We start from the raw sequence: 16,074 nt of genomic DNA on the forward strand, positions 1-16,074 counted from the left end.
GGCCTGCCTCCCTTTCTCAAAGTCCTGGATTCCTATACTTTGAACGGGGGAGGCCCCTTTTTATGTAGCAGCATGTAACTTCCCCCGAAAGTTCAAAATCGGACTGCTTGTACTTTACCTCCAAGAAAGGTATCTTTAAGAAAGTGAACATGAGGCACCCTACTAATTTTTTCGGCGGTGAATTAAATGACAATTAATAAAAAAGATATCATTAAATTATTAGAAAAAATTGCAATATATATGGAGTTAAAAGGAGAGAACCCGTTCAAGGTTTCAGCTTTCCGAAAGGCAGCAGGCGCCTTGGAAACGGATGACCGGAGCCTGTCGGAGATCGAAGATTTTACCGCTTTAAATGGAATCGGGAAAGGAACGGCATCCGTCATCGAAGAGTATATAAATGAGGGGAAATCGACTGTACTTGAAGAGCTTCAGGAGCAGGTGCCAAAAGGATTGATTCCGCTACTTCAGCTTCAAGGTTTGGGCGGGAAGAAAATTGCCAAGCTTCATAAAGAGCTGCATGTCGGTGATGTGAATGATCTTAAAATCGCCTGTGAAGAAGGAAGGGTCGCGGCGCTTGCCGGTTTCGGCAAAAAAACGGAAGAGAAGATCCTGTCTGCAATTGCCGAGGCGGGTTCAAGGCCCGATCGACTTCCCCTTGCCTTCATGAGGCCGATTGCGGCTGATATTGAAACGGCCCTTGCTAACATGGAATACATCATCCGTTCTTCCAGGGCCGGCAGCATCCGGCGCATGAGGGAAACGATCAAGGACCTCGATTTCATCATTTCGACAGATCATCCCGAAGAGGTTAAGAATCAACTGCTTGCAATAAAAGGGATAAAGCAGGTGATTGCGGCCGGTGATACAAAAGTATCGGTCGTGCTTGATTATGAATATGATATTTCTGTTGATTTCCGAATCGTGAAGGATAAGGAATTCATCACGACACTCCATCATTTTACAGGTTCGAAGGATCACAATGTGCGGATGCGCCAGCTTGCTAAGGAACGCGGCGAGAAAATCAGCGAATATGGAGTGGAAGTGACTGAAACCGGTGATGTATTGACGTTTGAAACGGAAGAACAATTTTATAATCACTTTGGCCTTCCTTTCATTCCGCCAGAAATACGTGAAGACGGAACGGAAGTGGAGCATTATGATGCTAATGAACCTCTCATATCTTTAGAGGCCATTAAAGGTGATCTGCATATGCATACCACATGGAGTGATGGGGCTCATACGATTGAAGAAATGATTGAAGCATGCCGTGCAAAAGGGTATCGATATATGGCCATCACCGATCATTCGCAATATCTGAAAGTGGCGAACGGCTTGACAGCGGAACGTTTACGAGAACAAAAACGGATCATCCATGAACTTAATGAAAAATACGATGACTTTACCGTTCTTTCAGGGATTGAAATGGATATACTTCCTGATGGGACACTTGATTATGACGATGAGCTGCTTGCTGAGATGGATTTAGTGATCGCATCGATTCACTCAAGCTTTTCACAGCCTCGGGAAACGATCATGGGGCGTTTAAAAACGGCTCTGAATAATCCGCATGTAGATATCATCGCCCATCCAACGGGAAGGATCATTGGCAGACGCGCCGGATATGATGTGGATATAGAGATGCTGATCGAACTGGCCCGTGAAACGAATACTGCCTTGGAATTGAATGCGAATCCGAACCGATTGGATTTGGCACCTCCCCATCTGCGCAAGGCGCAGGAAGCGGGCGTTCCTATTGTAATCAATACGGATGCCCACAGCATCGACATGCTTGAACATATGCCTGTTGGGGTCTCGTCAGCCAAAAAGGGCTGGATTAAAGATTCAACGGTTCTTAATGCAAGGGATACGGATGGATTATTGGCGTTTTTAAAGAGAAATGATTAACTATTTGCCCATAAATAAGGAGGAGCTTTAACTCCATGCATAATAAAGCTTTAAAGACATTGGAATTTCATAAAATAAAAGAACAATTAATCTCGCACGCATCCTCATCCATAGGAAAAGAAAAGGCAGAGCAATTAATGCCTTCCACGGATTTTGAAGAAGTGTCGAGATGGCAGGAAGAAACAGATGAGTCAGCCAAAATCGTCCGGTTGAAAGGTAACTTGCCATTGGGCGGAATTTTCGATATCCGTCCACATGCAAAAAGGGCACAGATTGGCGGAATGCTCTCACCGATGGAACTGATGGAACTTGCTAGTACGATTCGTGCCGGCAGGATCCTCAGCCGTTTCTTTGAAGAACTCGCAGAGCAGGAAATTGATGTTCCGCTATTAGCCGAATATATCGATTCCCTTCATCCGTTGATTGATTTGCAACAGGAAATTACGTTTGCAGTAAGCGAACATGGCGAAGTGATGGATTCTGCCAGCGACAAGCTTCGTACCCTAAGAAACCAAATTCGGACGAACGAAAGCCGTGTCAGGGAAAAACTAGAAAGCATGATCCGTTCTTCCAATGCAGCAACCATGTTATCCGATGCCATCATCACCATCCGGAATGACCGCTTTGTCATCCCGGTAAAACAGGAATACCGCAGTGTATATGGCGGGATCATTCATGATCAATCATCATCAGGGCAGACATTGTTCATTGAACCGCAAGCAATCGTTCAGCTGAATAATGTCCTGCAGGAAACCCGAATGAAAGAAACGCAGGAAATAGAACGGATATTGGTTGAACTATCGGAAAAAGTCGGTGCGTTCACCCCTGAATTGCTTCATAATGTCAAAGTGCTTGCACAAATCGATTTCCTTGTTGCCAAAGCAAAGTATGCAAAAGCGATAAAAGGATCCAAGCCGATTCTGAATAATGAGGGACGCGTGAAATTATTCAAAGCGAAACATCCGCTCATTCCGAGTGATGTTGTCGTGGCCAATGATATATTTCTTGGTGATGAATTTACGACAATCGTCATCACCGGTCCGAATACAGGAGGGAAGACGGTTACCCTGAAAACGATAGGCCTCTGTACGTTAATGGCCCAGTCCGGTCTGCAAATCCCTGCGCTGGATGGTTCCGAAACGGCTGTATTTTCCTCTGTTTATGCCGATATTGGCGATGAGCAGTCGATTGAACAAAGCTTAAGTACATTCTCTTCGCATATGGTCAACATTGTCGATATCCTTAAGCGTGTCGATTATGACAGCCTTGTTTTATTCGATGAGCTTGGAGCGGGAACAGATCCACAGGAAGGTGCCGCTTTGGCCATTTCCATTTTGGATGAAGTGTATAAGCGCGGAGCACGTGTAATTGCAACGACACATTACCCGGAATTAAAAGCGTATGGATATGATCGGGAAGGCGTCATTAATGCAAGCGTCGAATTTAATGTGGAAACCTTGAGTCCCACCTATAAACTTTTGATTGGTGTACCAGGGCGGAGTAATGCTTTTGAAATTTCCAAGCGCCTTGGTTTGGAAGAAAGCGTGATAAGCAGCGCCCGCAGTCATATTGGTGAGGATACGAATAAAGTTGAAAATATGATTGCATCCCTTGAAGACAGCCGCAAGAAGGCCGAAGAAGAGGAGCTGGAAGCCAAGAACCACCTGAAAGAGGCGGAAATTCTTCATAAAGACCTTCAAAGGCAAATTGATGAGTACCATGACGAACGGGATGCGATGGTCGAAAAGGCAGCAAAAGAGGCAGCCGCAATCGTTGAAAATGCACAAAAGGAAGCGGAAGCGATCATTGCCGATTTACGTAAACTGCGACTGGAAAAGCATGCCGATGTTAAAGAGCATGAACTGATCGATGCCAAAAAGCGGCTTGAACAAGCAGCGCCTAAAGTGAAAAAAACGTCAAATAAAACGGCTAAGCCGCTGGATAAAAGCTTGAAACCTGGAGATGAAGTCAAGGTAGTTAGCTTTGGTCAAAAAGGTCACTTGATTGAGAAGGTCTCAAATAATGAATGGCAGGTTCAGATCGGCATCATGAAGATGAAAGTGAAGGAGTCTGACCTGGAATTCATCAAGAGCACAAAAGTAAAAGAAACAAAGCCGCTCACCACGATCAAAGGCCGCGATTATCATGTTAGCGTGGAACTTGACCTCCGAGGAGAACGCTATGAAAATGCAATTTCAAGAGTGGAAAAGTACATTGATGATGCTCTTTTGGCCGGTTATTCGAGTGTTTCGATCATTCATGGTAAAGGAACGGGCGCTCTTCGTTCCGGGGTCCAGGAATACTTGAAAAATCACCGTTCTGTCAAAAGGATTCGCTTCGGGGAAGCCGGTGAAGGCGGAACTGGAGTTACGGTGGTGGAATTTAAATAAAGGAAAGCGGTCACTCGGCTATTCAGCCAAGCCGGGTGGCTAGTTACCATTCGGGAGTTGGACCATGGAGAACATGTGGGAAAATGAATATGTATACATAGCTGCTCGTTACAGTGTCGTTATTTTGTGCATGATTGTTTTTTTAGCCATTTTTGAACTTGTCACAAAGTACAAGAACTGGGAGGAAATCAAACAGGGAAACCTTTCTGTCGCATTGGCAACAGGTGGTAAAATATTTGGGATCGCCTATGTATTCCAACAGTCCATTCTCCATCAGAATTCGCTTCTTACGATGATTGGCTGGGGCGTATACGGATTTGTCCTGCTGTTGATCGGTTATTTCATTTTTGAATTTATGACTCCTGGATTTAAAATAGATGAAGAAATACAAAAAGATAATCGGGCAGTTGGATTCCTATCGATGATCATATCAATCGCATTATCTTTTGTCATCGGCGCCGGAATTTCTTAATGCCCTTCATGAGAGGGAGTAAGCTGTGGAGAAACTTGCAAAGGTATTAATAGTTTGTTGCGGTATCTTTTTTCTATTTGGAATCATTTATATGACATTCTTCAACTGAAGCGGCCATTGTGCCGCTTCTTTTATTTGAACTCTTACAAAAGATAGAATAACATGGGTCAAATAGACTTTACGGCAGAGGAGGAGGAATTTGGTGCACTCCAAATTGATACAAAAGATTGAAGAATTATCGCTGAATGCTTTACCGGCCATGCAAACGCAAATCTATGACGGGTGGGTTATCCGATTTGCGGATGGATATACGAAACGGGCGAATTCTATTACCCCCATCTATACGTCGAATGAAAATGTGAAAAAGAAAATATGGAAGTGTGAACAATTATATTTTGCCAGGAATGATAAGGCGGTGTACAAAATGACTCCACAGGCCAAGCCAATCAATTTGGATAGTGTACTGGAAGAGTCAGGATATGTCCTTGAGGGAACAACAAGTGTCCAAGTATTTAACTTGGCAGAAGCTGAATCACCGAATGATACCAATATCATAAAATATGATCATTTACATGATGAATGGTTTCACGATTTCTGCCTCCTAAGTAATATTAATGATCACGATCAAACCATCCTTAAAAAGATGTTAGGGAATATCATTCCAAAAACCTGCTATATGTTGTTGACTGATGAGGGTGGAACGGTGACAGCAGGTGGACTGGGTGTTTTGGAAGACGAATACATAGGCCTGTACAATATCATTACCCATGAAAATTTTCGAAACCAAGGCAATGGCGCAAAACTCATTCGTAATCTATTGCATTGGGGTAAAGAAAATGGAGCGGAAAATGCTTATCTACAGGTGATAGAAACGAACGCGCCTGCTCTAAGTTTGTACGGGAAACTGGGGTTTGAAGAAAAATATAAGTATTGGTACAGAATTAAAACTAAGGAGTAGCACCACTCCTTTCAGTATGATGACAAAGGAGGTTCGGAATGGTCTCATCCCGAACCATGATTTTAAAAGAGAGTTTGACCATCACTACGACACTCCTAGCGAATAACCGGCTTGTAGAAAAGACCCGCTAGACGCTTTAGCCAGGAGCTTGGGAGACAGGGATCGGATTGCTGAAGTTTTTAAAGAGAAAATTGAAGGTGAACTGGTTCCACTCTAATTTGTCTGCAGTCTGTAAGGAGTGGAACCACTCCTTTTCTTTGTTTCCCTTTAAGTGGTTCATCCAATATTCCCTATGGTTTGTACAGAATATTATTCAGTCATCTTACTCATGAATTCGGCAATTGTAAGAAAATCCCGATTGTATTATAATGATTAAGAGTATTGAGAATATTCAGAAGGAGGGGGCAAATGAGCAATAAGCCTTGGCAAGCTATTTATCCGGAACAGATACCTGCTGTTTTGTCGTATGAAGATAAACCTCTTTATTCTTTTTTGAAGGAATCAGCCGAAGAATTCCCTGATAAAGTATCGATTCATTTCCAGGGAAAAGAATTAACCTTCCGGGAAGTGCATGAATCTGCTTTAAAGTTTGCAGCCTATTTAAAAAGTATCGGTCTTCAAAAAGGTGAACGCGTTGCCGTCATGCTTCCTAACTGCCCTCAGGGTGTCATAAGCTTTTTTGGGATTTTGATGGCCGGCGGAGTCGTGGTCCAAACGAATCCAACCTATACGGAACGTGAATTAGAATATCAAATGAAAGATTCCGGAGCGAAAATCATTTTAGCGATGGATATTTTATTTCCCCGTGTTTCTGCAGTGGCATCAAGAACAGAAATAGAACATATAATTGTAACCGCTATCAAGGAATATTTGCCATTCCCAAAAAATCTTATCTATCCTTTTATTCAAAAAAAGCAATACGGCATTGTCATCAATGTGGAGCATGAAGGGAATCATCATTTATTCTCCGAAATCATGAAACGAAAGATCGCTGAAGAAGTCACTGTGCCAATCGATGTGGATAATGACCTTGCTCTTTTGCAATATACAGGTGGGACAACGGGCTTTCCCAAAGGGGTCATGCTTACCCATAAGAACTTGCTGGCAAATACGAAAATGTGCAATGCATGGCTTTATAAAAATAAGCGCGGCGAGGAAAGGATCCTTGCGATTCTGCCTTTCTTCCATGTGTACGGTATGACTACAGTTTTGGTTCTATCCGTCATGGAAGGGAACACCATGATCATCATGCCAAAATTTGATGTCAAAGCGACGCTAAAAACCATCCAAAAACAGAAACCGACGATGTTCCCAGGAGCGCCAACGATGTATATCGGCCTCTTGAACCATCCGGATATCGCCAAATATGACCTTTCTTCCATCAATGCATGTATAAGCGGTTCTGCATCATTGCCCTTAGAGGTCCAGGAGCAGTTTGAGAAAATTACCGGCGGGAAGCTTGTTGAAGGCTATGGTCTTTCGGAAACCTCACCGGTGACACATGCTAATTTCATTTGGGATCAGCCGCGTGTAAAAGGAAGCATTGGACTGCCTTGGCCAGATACAGACGCGGTGATTCTGTCCCTGGAAAACTTTGAAGAGCTTCCTCCGAATGAAATTGGAGAGATTGCCATAAAAGGACCACAGGTCATGCAAGGATATTGGAATCGTCCGGATGAAACGGAAAAAACCTTTAAAAATGGCTGGCTGCTTACAGGCGATCTGGGTTACATGGATGAACAGGGGTTCTTTTATGTCGTCGAGAGGAAAAAGGATACAATCATTGCAGGCGGTTTCAATATATATCCACGTGAGGTGGAAGAGGTGCTATACGAGCATGAGGCCATACAGGAAGTGGTTGTGGCAGGTATCCCTGACCCATATCGCGGGGAGACCGTCAAGGCCTATGTCGTACTGAAAAAAAATGCGAGGGCCACTGAAGAGGAATTGAATGAATTTGCCAGAAAGAACCTGGCTTCCTATAAGGTGCCGCGCAGCTATGAATTCAGGAATGAACTTCCCAAAACGACGATAGGAAAGATCCTGAGGAGAGTCCTAATCGAGGAAGAAAAGAAAAAAATATCAGAGGAAAGAAAAGAAGCGTAAACAAGCACCCCTATTAACGGAGCAGCGGAAGAGAGCTCCGTGTTTTGCAGAACGGCTGGACAACCTATCGATGGGGACTGTACAATGAACATAAGTGGAATGTAAGGACCCTTAGAAGTTTTGCTTGACAGTAAAGGGTCGTCATTTTATGATAGAAATATGAATGATGGTTCATTCATTTTCTGAAAGGGGACATCCAGTGAAAAGCAACAGACCTAAGTATACTCAAATTATTGATGCAGCCGTTATCGTCATTGCCCAAAACGGGTACTACCAAGCCCAAGTATCCAAAATCGCCAAGCAGGCAGGAGTAGCGGATGGAACCATATATCTTTATTTTAAAAATAAAGAAGATATCCTAATATCATTATTCCATGAAAAAATGGGCTATTTTGTGGAACAGATCGAAGAAGAGATAAAAGGAAAGACCACTGCTTCGGATAAACTGCATGTGCTCATCCAAAAACATTTTCAAAACCTTTCAGAAGACGTGAATTTAGCAATTGTCACTCAGTTGGAATTAAGACAGTCGAATAAAGAATTGCGCCTAAGAATTAATGATGTGTTAAGAGGGTATTTAAATTTAATTGATCAAATCATTATAGAAGGAAAAGAAAACGGCGAATTCCTGCCTGATTTAAATAATTTACTTGCCAGGCAGATGATTTTTGGAACGATTGACGAAACAGTGACGACCTGGGTCATGAATGAGCAAAAGTATTCGCTCCCAGACCTTGCCCCAGACGTTCACCGCCTTCTGATTGGCGGCTGCGGCCTGAAAAGTTAACGATTCTTTCGAGGATGGCCAGCCATCCTCGAAAGAATCGGTTAATTCTGCTTCCAGCCTTATCGGGAAGTGATACATATTAAATTTTCGAAAAAATTTGACTAGTATGCCTGGAGGGATTGATATGGAATATCTTAAGCTTTCTGTCGAAAATCATGTGGCTTTTATAACGATTGATCACGAACCTGCAAATGCACTTTCTTCGGCTATCATCGGAGAGCTGTCACAGGCCTTCGAACAAATTGAGAATGATGACGCCGTACGGGTTGTCCTTCTTCATGGTGAAGGAAGATTCTTCTCTGCAGGAGCAGACATTAAGGAGTTTACGGAAGTGAAAGACGGGAAAGCTTTCGAGAAGCTGACCAAGAATGGGCAATTTGTATTTGAGAAAATCGAATCTTTTGCAAAACCGGTCATTGCAGCCATCCATGGGGCGGCCCTTGGCGGAGGATTGGAGCTGGCAATGGCCTGCCACATCCGTTTGGTAACCGAAAGGGCTAAACTGGGTTTGCCTGAGCTGCAGTTGGGCTTAATCCCTGGATTTGCTGGGACCCAACGTCTTCCTCGTTATGTGGGCATGGCAAAGGCAGCTGAAATGCTGTTTACAAGTGAACCGATTTCAGGTACCCAAGCTGTACAATGCGGGTTGGCGAATCATGCCTTCACGGATGATGAACTGATTCCGAAAGCTAAGGAACTAGCCAATAAAATTGCCAAGAAAAGCCCGCTGGCTTTAAAGTCTGCCATAGAGTTATTAAATTATTCCAAGCATGATTCCTACTATAAAGGTGTGGAAAGGGAAGCCGCCCTCTTTGGCCAAGCTTTCGATACTGCTGATGCAAAAGAAGGAATCGGCGCTTTCATTGAAAAAAGGGAAGCAGTATTCAAAGGGAAATGAGAGATTTTGGTATAAATAACTATTTTTATATATCATGCAGGATTTTGATGTAATCTGTAGAATACAATACTATATATCAATAAAATTCATAATCTTCAAAACTCAAATCATTCGGGAGGTATTATCGTGAACATTTATGTACTGCTGAAAAGAACATTTGATACAGAAGAAAAAATTACGCTATCCAATGGGAAAATTAATGAGGATGGAGCGGAATTCATCATTAATCCATACGATGAGTATGCAGTTGAAGAAGCAATCCAGGTGCGTGATGCACAAGGCGGCGAAGTAACGGTTATTTCCGTCGGAACCGAAGAGGCTGAAAAGCAATTACGTACGGCGCTGGCAATGGGTGCTGACAAAGCCGTATTGATTAATATAGAAGACGACATTGAAAATGGCGACCAATTCACGACTGCAAAAATTATCGGCGAATACTTAAAAGATAAAAATGCCGATTTAATCATTGCAGGGAACGTTGCAATCGATGGCGGTTCTGGACAAGTGGGGCCACGCGTTGCCGAAATTTTAGAGATTCCTTATATTACTACCATTACTAAGCTGGACATCGCAAATGGAAATGTAAGCGTTATCCGTGATGTTGAAGGGGACTCTGAAACGATCGAAGCATCCCTTCCATTGTTGGTGACAGCTCAACAAGGGCTAAATGAACCACGTTATCCGTCATTGCCGGGAATCATGAAAGCGAAGAAAAAACCGCTTGAAGAATTGGAATTGGATGACCTGGATTTAGAAGAAGAAGATGTTGAGGCAAAAACAAAAACGATTGAAATTTACCTTCCTGCTAAAAAAGAAGCTGGAAAAGTATTGGACGGCGAAATCGGTGATCAAGTAAGCGAACTTGTTCAATTATTACGAAGCGAAGCAAAAGTGATTTAATCGAAACGGTACTTTTTCAAGATAACAAAACACAACAAAAAGATAAAATAGTGCACAGGAGGTTTTTATAAATGGCTAGAAAGTTTCTTGTATTGGGCGAAGTTCGTGACGGTTCACTGAGAAATGTATCATTTGAAGCTATCGGTGCGGCTAAACTTGCTGCAGATGGCGGGGAAATTGTAGGTGTCTTAGTTGGTGACAGTGTTCAAAAATTCGGAAATGAATTGATCCAGTATGGAGCTGACCGGGTTGTTGCAGTCGAAAATGATCAATTGAAACAATATACTTCAGATGGTTATGCGCAAAGCTTGCTTGCCGTCATCGAACAGGAAAAACCAGAAGGGATATTCTTTGGACATACGGCCCTAGGAAAAGACCTTGCACCAAAATTGGCTGGAAAGCTTGAATCAGGTTTGATCTCAGACGTTACATCCATTGAAGAAGAAGGGGGAAATATCGTTTTCACCCGCCCGATCTATTCCGGTAAGGCATTTGAAAAGAAAATTGTTACAGATGGCGTGATATTCGCGACAATCCGTCCGAACAATATCGAACCATTAGCGATAGATGAGTCCCGCTCTGGTGATGTTTCTACATTAAGTGTGGATATCAAGGATTTACGTACAATCATTAAAGATGTTGTTAGAAAAGCGAGTGAAGGGGTCGATCTTTCAGAAGCGAAAGTAATCATCGCTGGTGGCCGCGGCGTGAAAAGTGAAGATGGTTTTGAACCGTTAAAGGAACTGGCACAAGTTCTTGGCGGAGCGGTAGGAGCTTCCCGTGGAGCATGTGATGCAGATTATTGCGATTACTCTTTGCAAATCGGGCAAACGGGTAAAGTCGTAACACCTGACCTTTATATCGCCTGCGGAATTTCCGGTGCGATCCAGCATTTAGCGGGGATGTCCAACTCCAAGGTTATCGTTGCGATCAATAAAGACCCGGAAGCTAACATATTCAATGTGGCTGATTATGGAATTGTCGGAGACCTTTTCGAAGTCGTTCCGTTACTTACGGAAGAATTCAAAAAACTTAAAGTTAACGCGTAATAGAAACAATATAGATGAGGGGCAAGACATTTGGCATAAGCCGATACATGTCTTGCCCCTTTTTTGGCCTGCATATTTACTCTTTCTTTGGACATCCTACCACTGAAGCAAAATATTAGCATCGATTCGAGCAACAATGGTATACTGTCTTTAGTTATTTGAGTAAAATATGAGGAGGAAATATATATGGCAATTATAAATGCAACTGACCAAACTTTCACAACAGATACTAGCGAAGGTGTCGTTCTTGTAGATTTTTGGGCTCCATGGTGCGGACCTTGTAAAATGATCGCTCCTGTTCTTCAAGAGCTTGATACTGAAATTGGCGATACAGCAAAAATCGTAAAAGTGGATGTGGATGAAAACCAAGAAACAGCTGGAAAATTCGGTGTGATGAGCATCCCGACATTAATCGTGCTTAAAGACGGTGAAGTGGTTGATAAGGTTGTTGGTTTCCAACCTAAAGAAGCACTTGCTGAACTTATTTCAAAACACGCGTAATAGTAGGTTAGCTAAAAAAAGCTTCAAGTCTGCGGACTTGAAGCTTTTTTCGCTATCTTGATATATAATAATTGTAAAAAAGGGAGAACAGGAGGCTGAATGCATGAATCAACAAATAAAGAATAAACTTGCCCTTCTTCCCGATCAACCTGGTTGTTATTTAATGAAAGATCGTCAGGGAACGATCATCTATGTAGGCAAAGCGAAAGTGTTGAAAAATCGTGTCCGTTCTTATTTCACGGGATCGCATGACGGAAAAACATTCCGGCTCGTGAATGAAATTGAGGATTTCGAATATATCGTCACCTCTTCCAATATCGAGGCTCTTATTTTAGAGTTGAACTTAATCAAAAAACATGACCCAAAATATAATGTCATGCTAAAGGATGATAAGACGTATCCCTTCATAAAGCTGACTGCGGAACGCCACCCACGTCTAATCATTACGCGAAAAGTCAAAAAAGACAAAGGTAAATATTTCGGTCCTTATCCGAATGCATTTGCAGCTAACGAAACGAAAAAATTGCTTGACCGCATCTATCCCCTAAGAAAATGCAATACTTTACCGGATCGCGTTTGTCTCTACTATCACCTTGGCCAGTGCCTAGCCCCATGTGTTTATGATGTAGAGGAACAGGAATATAAAAAAATGGTGGATGATATCAACCGGTTCTTGAACGGAGGGCATACTGAAATAAAAAAAGAACTGACTGAAAAAATGCTGGAGGCATCAGAAGATCTCGATTTCGAGAGGGCCAAGGAGTTCCGTGACAAAATTGCCCACATCGATATTACGATGGAGAAGCAGAAAATGATGACAACGGATTTCATCGACAGGGATGTATTTGGTTTTGCCTATGATAAAGGCTGGATGTGCGTTCAGGTATTTTTTGTCAGGCAAGGTAAATTAATAGAAAGGGATGTTTCACTTTTTCCTGTCTACGATGAACCCGAACAGGAACTTCTTACATTCCTCGGTCAGTTTTACGAGATTACGAACCACTTTAAACCAAAGGAAATCTTGCTGCCTGAATCAGTGGATGCCGAAATGGCCGAAGGGCTGCTTGGTGTCAAAACGATTCACCCGAAACGGGGAGCGAAAAAAGACATGCTTAAATTGGCGAATAAAAATGCCTCCATCGCGCTTCAGGAAAAATTCTCTTTGATAGAAAGGGATGAAGAAAGAACGATCAATGCGGTGGAAAACCTAGGGAAGCAACTGGGTATCTACACTCCGCATCGAATTGAAGCTTTCGATAACTCCAACATCCAGGGAAGTGACCCAGTTTCCGCTTTAGTCGTGTTTATTGATGGAAAGCCGGAAAAAAGGGAGTACCGCAAATATAAGATCAAGACGGTCCAAGGGCCTGATGATTATGAATCGATGCGTGAAGTGGTCAGAAGAAGGTATTCAAGAGTATTGAAAGAAGGGCTGCCGCTTCCGGACTTGATCATCATAGATGGCGGAAAGGGACATGTTGAAGCGGTTCGGGATATTCTGGAAAATGAATTGGGCCTTGATATTCCACTTTCAGGCCTCATTAAGGATGAAAAGCATAGGACCTCGCAATTGATGATCGGAAATCCGCTTGAAATCGTACCTCTTGATTCGCGGAGCCAGGAATTTTACCTATTGCAAAGAATTCAGGATGAAGTGCATCGGTTCGCGATTACGTTTCATCGCCAGCTACGCGGGAAAAATGCGGTTCACTCCCAGCTTGATGATATTCCAGGAGTCGGGGAAAAGCGAAGGAAGCAATTATTAAGGCATTTTGGATCATTGAAAAAAATCAAAGAGGCGACGGCCGAGGAAATCATGGAAGCTGGCATGCCAAAAGGGGTAGCCGAGGGAATCGTTAGAAAATTACAAGAATAATCTTGCTACCGATAAATCTCTATGCTATGATTAAAAGGAATTTTTAACTAGACAACTTAAAAGTGCTGATAGAGGTGCGGAATTCAAGAGTAAAAACCTGGAGAAGTATGAGCTTCCATGAAAGGTTTTGAAAGGGGAGGACGCCGAAGGAAGACAAGACTCATACCTTGTTTTCCTGGTCCGACATTTAATAAATGGCGGATTGTCAGGGTTTATACCCTGGAGAGCTATCTCACTGTGTTTACAGTATTTAGATATGTGATCACAGCAATGAGATATTTCTCATTGCTTTTTTTATTGCCTAAAAAGGTAGAGAGGGTGCATGGGGATGGCATTAATCGTTCAAAAATTTGGCGGAACATCCGTCGGAAGCGTAGAAAAAATCAAAAATGTTGCCAATCGGGTAATCGAGGAAGCGGAGAATGGAAATGAGGTAGTCGTCGTTGTTTCAGCGATGGGGAAAACCACGGATCAATTGGTTTCCATGGCCCGGGATATTTCCGGAACCCCGAGCAAGAGGGAAATGGATATGCTGCTGACTACGGGGGAACAGGTAACGATTTCCCTGTTAACGATGGCATTGATTGAAGAAGGACATGAAGCCATTTCATATACTGGCTGGCAAGCTGGCATGCAAACGGAATCCGTTCATGGGAATGCCCGGATTTTAAACATCGATGCCACGAGGATCCAAGCTCAGCTTCAGAAGAAGAAAATAGTGGTCGTGGCCGGTTTCCAGGGGACCGATGCAAATGGGGAAATTACTACCTTAGGGCGAGGCGGTTCCGACACGACGGCTGTTGCTATCGCAGCAGCGCTGAATGCGGATAGATGCGATATTTATACGGATGTAACGGGCGTTTTCACAACGGACCCCCGCTACATAAAAGGCGCACGAAAACTCCAATCCATTTCTTATGATGAAATGCTGGAACTTGCCAATCTGGGGGCGGGCGTCCTTCATCCAAGGGCTGTCGAATATGCAAAAAATTATCAAATACCGCTTGAAGTCCGTTCAAGCATGGAGAGAGAATCAGGAACGATCATTGAGGAGGAAGCAACTATGGAAGAAAACTTAATTGTACGCGGGATTGCTTTTGAAGACAGTATTACGAGGGTCACCATATATGGTTTGCCCCAATCACTTGGTGCATTATCCACAATCTTCACAACACTTGCGAAAAACCGGATTAATGTGGACATCATCATTCAAAGCATGACTGCCGAGGATACGACCAATCTATCTTTTTCCACAAAAAGTGAAGATACGGAAGCGGCCTTGATCGTGCTGGAAAATAATAAAGAACTATTGGGATTCGATCGAGTCGAAACGGAGAGCGGATTGGCCAAAGTATCCATCGTCGGTTCTGGTATGGTATCCAATCCCGGAGTGGCTGCCGAGATGTTTGAAGTGATGGCCAATACAGGCATCCAGGTGAAGATGGTCAGCACATCTGAAATTAAAGTTTCCACTGTCGTCAATGAAAAGGAAATGGTGAAGGCGGTTGAATCTCTTCATGAAGCATTTAAACTAGGTCAGCATGCAAATGTGCTAGCATAAGTGTCTGAGTCCAATAAAAAACAGACTTCCGGTAAAAAGGGTAAGTCTGTTTTAAGGGCTCATTAGATTGGATCTCTGGGATCCCATTGGATGGTGAATATCACTTTTTTTGCGCGGCGTTTAATTTCTTCCGTAGATTCGCTGAGGAATTTTTTTTGCAGCGTAAACTGCTCGGCAAGGAAACCGGCTTCAAGTTGGAAGTGACAATCTGGGTGTAAATCCAGGCGGCGGCTGATTATTTCACCCGTCAGGGATAATTCCATCTCGTGTTTCGTATACTTCAAGATTTCCAGATTGCCCCATCCAGCGCTTTGGAAAAATTCAATCACTTCCTGATCACCATTCAATGGGAATTTTCTTGCTAATTGTTTACCTGCCCAATAGAGGATTTGATTAGAGTCTTTTCCGAGAATATCGTTCAATAGAACTTCTCTGATTAATTCGTATCCGAAAGCTGGAACCAGGAATTCTTCAGTTTGAATTTCTTCAGTTTGAATCTCTTCTTCTATCGCAGCAGCAATATTTTTTTTCATGATTTATCGCCTCTTTCTGTAAATCTATTATAAACGTATTTCTTTTGCAAATTATACTGTTTTTTATTTATTTAAATAACAATTGGAAAAAAATGAGAAATTATACCGAGATATTAATAGCTAAATTAGAAATTTGTT

The 16,074-nt window shown here is 42.7% G+C and carries 13 protein-coding genes and 1 riboswitch; of the genes, 12 read left to right on the forward strand and 1 reads right to left on the reverse strand.

All coding sequences use genetic code 11. The features are described from left to right. The first annotated feature begins 186 nt into the window (after positions 1-186). The 12 genes from polX (at position 187) to ACFVS1_RS03365 (ending at position 15,403) form a co-directional block, all read left to right on the forward strand. Entirely contained in the window at positions 187-1,905 is a 1,719-nt protein-coding gene (gene polX / locus ACFVS1_RS03310) for a DNA polymerase/3'-5' exonuclease PolX (protein ID WP_387545116.1), read from the forward strand. 35 nt (positions 1,906-1,940) lie between these two features. Next, positions 1,941-4,295 carry an endonuclease MutS2 gene (locus tag ACFVS1_RS03315; RefSeq protein ID WP_387545117.1) on the forward strand — a complete coding sequence of 785 codons (2,355 nt, stop codon included), beginning with the start codon at positions 1,941-1,943 and terminating at the stop codon, positions 4,293-4,295. A 64-nt stretch (positions 4,296-4,359) separates the two neighbouring features. Then, a complete protein-coding gene (locus ACFVS1_RS03320; RefSeq protein WP_034309012.1) occupies positions 4,360-4,767 on the forward strand; it encodes a DUF350 domain-containing protein in 408 nt (135 codons plus the stop codon). A 202-nt stretch (positions 4,768-4,969) separates the two neighbouring features. Further along, positions 4,970-5,725, forward strand: a complete 756-nt coding sequence (locus ACFVS1_RS03325) for a GNAT family N-acetyltransferase (RefSeq protein ID WP_387545119.1) — start codon at positions 4,970-4,972, stop codon at positions 5,723-5,725. A gap of 408 nt (positions 5,726-6,133) precedes the next feature. After that, on the forward strand, positions 6,134-7,831 hold the full coding sequence (locus ACFVS1_RS03330) for a long-chain-fatty-acid--CoA ligase (protein ID WP_352919361.1): 1,698 nt from the start codon (positions 6,134-6,136) through the stop codon (positions 7,829-7,831). 199 nt (positions 7,832-8,030) lie between these two features. After that, complete coding sequence (locus ACFVS1_RS03335) at positions 8,031-8,618, forward strand: fatty acid metabolism transcriptional regulator FadR (protein ID WP_241593839.1); 588 nt, start codon at positions 8,031-8,033, stop codon at positions 8,616-8,618. 124 nt (positions 8,619-8,742) lie between these two features. Then, on the forward strand, positions 8,743-9,516 hold the full coding sequence (locus ACFVS1_RS03340) for an enoyl-CoA hydratase (RefSeq protein WP_387545120.1): 774 nt from the start codon (positions 8,743-8,745) through the stop codon (positions 9,514-9,516). Between the two features lie 126 nt (positions 9,517-9,642). Beyond that, complete coding sequence (locus tag ACFVS1_RS03345; protein ID WP_352919368.1) at positions 9,643-10,416, forward strand: electron transfer flavoprotein subunit beta/FixA family protein; 774 nt, start codon at positions 9,643-9,645, stop codon at positions 10,414-10,416. A 71-nt stretch (positions 10,417-10,487) separates the two neighbouring features. Further along, entirely contained in the window at positions 10,488-11,465 is a 978-nt protein-coding gene (locus tag ACFVS1_RS03350; protein ID WP_352919370.1) for an electron transfer flavoprotein subunit alpha/FixB family protein, read from the forward strand. Positions 11,466-11,651: 186 nt separating this feature from the next. Further along, on the forward strand, positions 11,652-11,966 hold the full coding sequence (trxA, locus tag ACFVS1_RS03355; RefSeq protein ID WP_101222840.1) for a thioredoxin: 315 nt from the start codon (positions 11,652-11,654) through the stop codon (positions 11,964-11,966). 103 nt (positions 11,967-12,069) lie between these two features. Continuing rightward, entirely contained in the window at positions 12,070-13,842 is a 1,773-nt protein-coding gene (uvrC, locus tag ACFVS1_RS03360; protein ID WP_230176777.1) for an excinuclease ABC subunit UvrC, read from the forward strand. 61 nt (positions 13,843-13,903) lie between these two features. Continuing rightward, positions 13,904-14,080, forward strand: a riboswitch (Lysine riboswitch). A 90-nt stretch (positions 14,081-14,170) separates the two neighbouring features. Continuing rightward, positions 14,171-15,403 (forward strand): aspartate kinase, encoded by a 1,233-nt coding sequence (locus ACFVS1_RS03365; protein ID WP_352919375.1) that lies wholly within the window; start codon positions 14,171-14,173, stop codon positions 15,401-15,403. Positions 15,404-15,465: 62 nt separating this feature from the next. Here ACFVS1_RS03365 and ACFVS1_RS03370 read toward each other — a convergent pair whose 3' ends face one another. Beyond that, positions 15,466-15,936, reverse strand: coding sequence for a YslB family protein (locus tag ACFVS1_RS03370; RefSeq protein ID WP_101222837.1), 471 nt, complete (start codon positions 15,934-15,936; stop codon positions 15,466-15,468). Between the last annotated feature and the right edge of the window lie 138 nt (positions 15,937-16,074).

Source organism: Peribacillus sp. NPDC058075 (assembly GCF_042885195.1).
GTDB lineage: Bacteria > Bacillota > Bacilli > Bacillales > DSM-1321 > Peribacillus.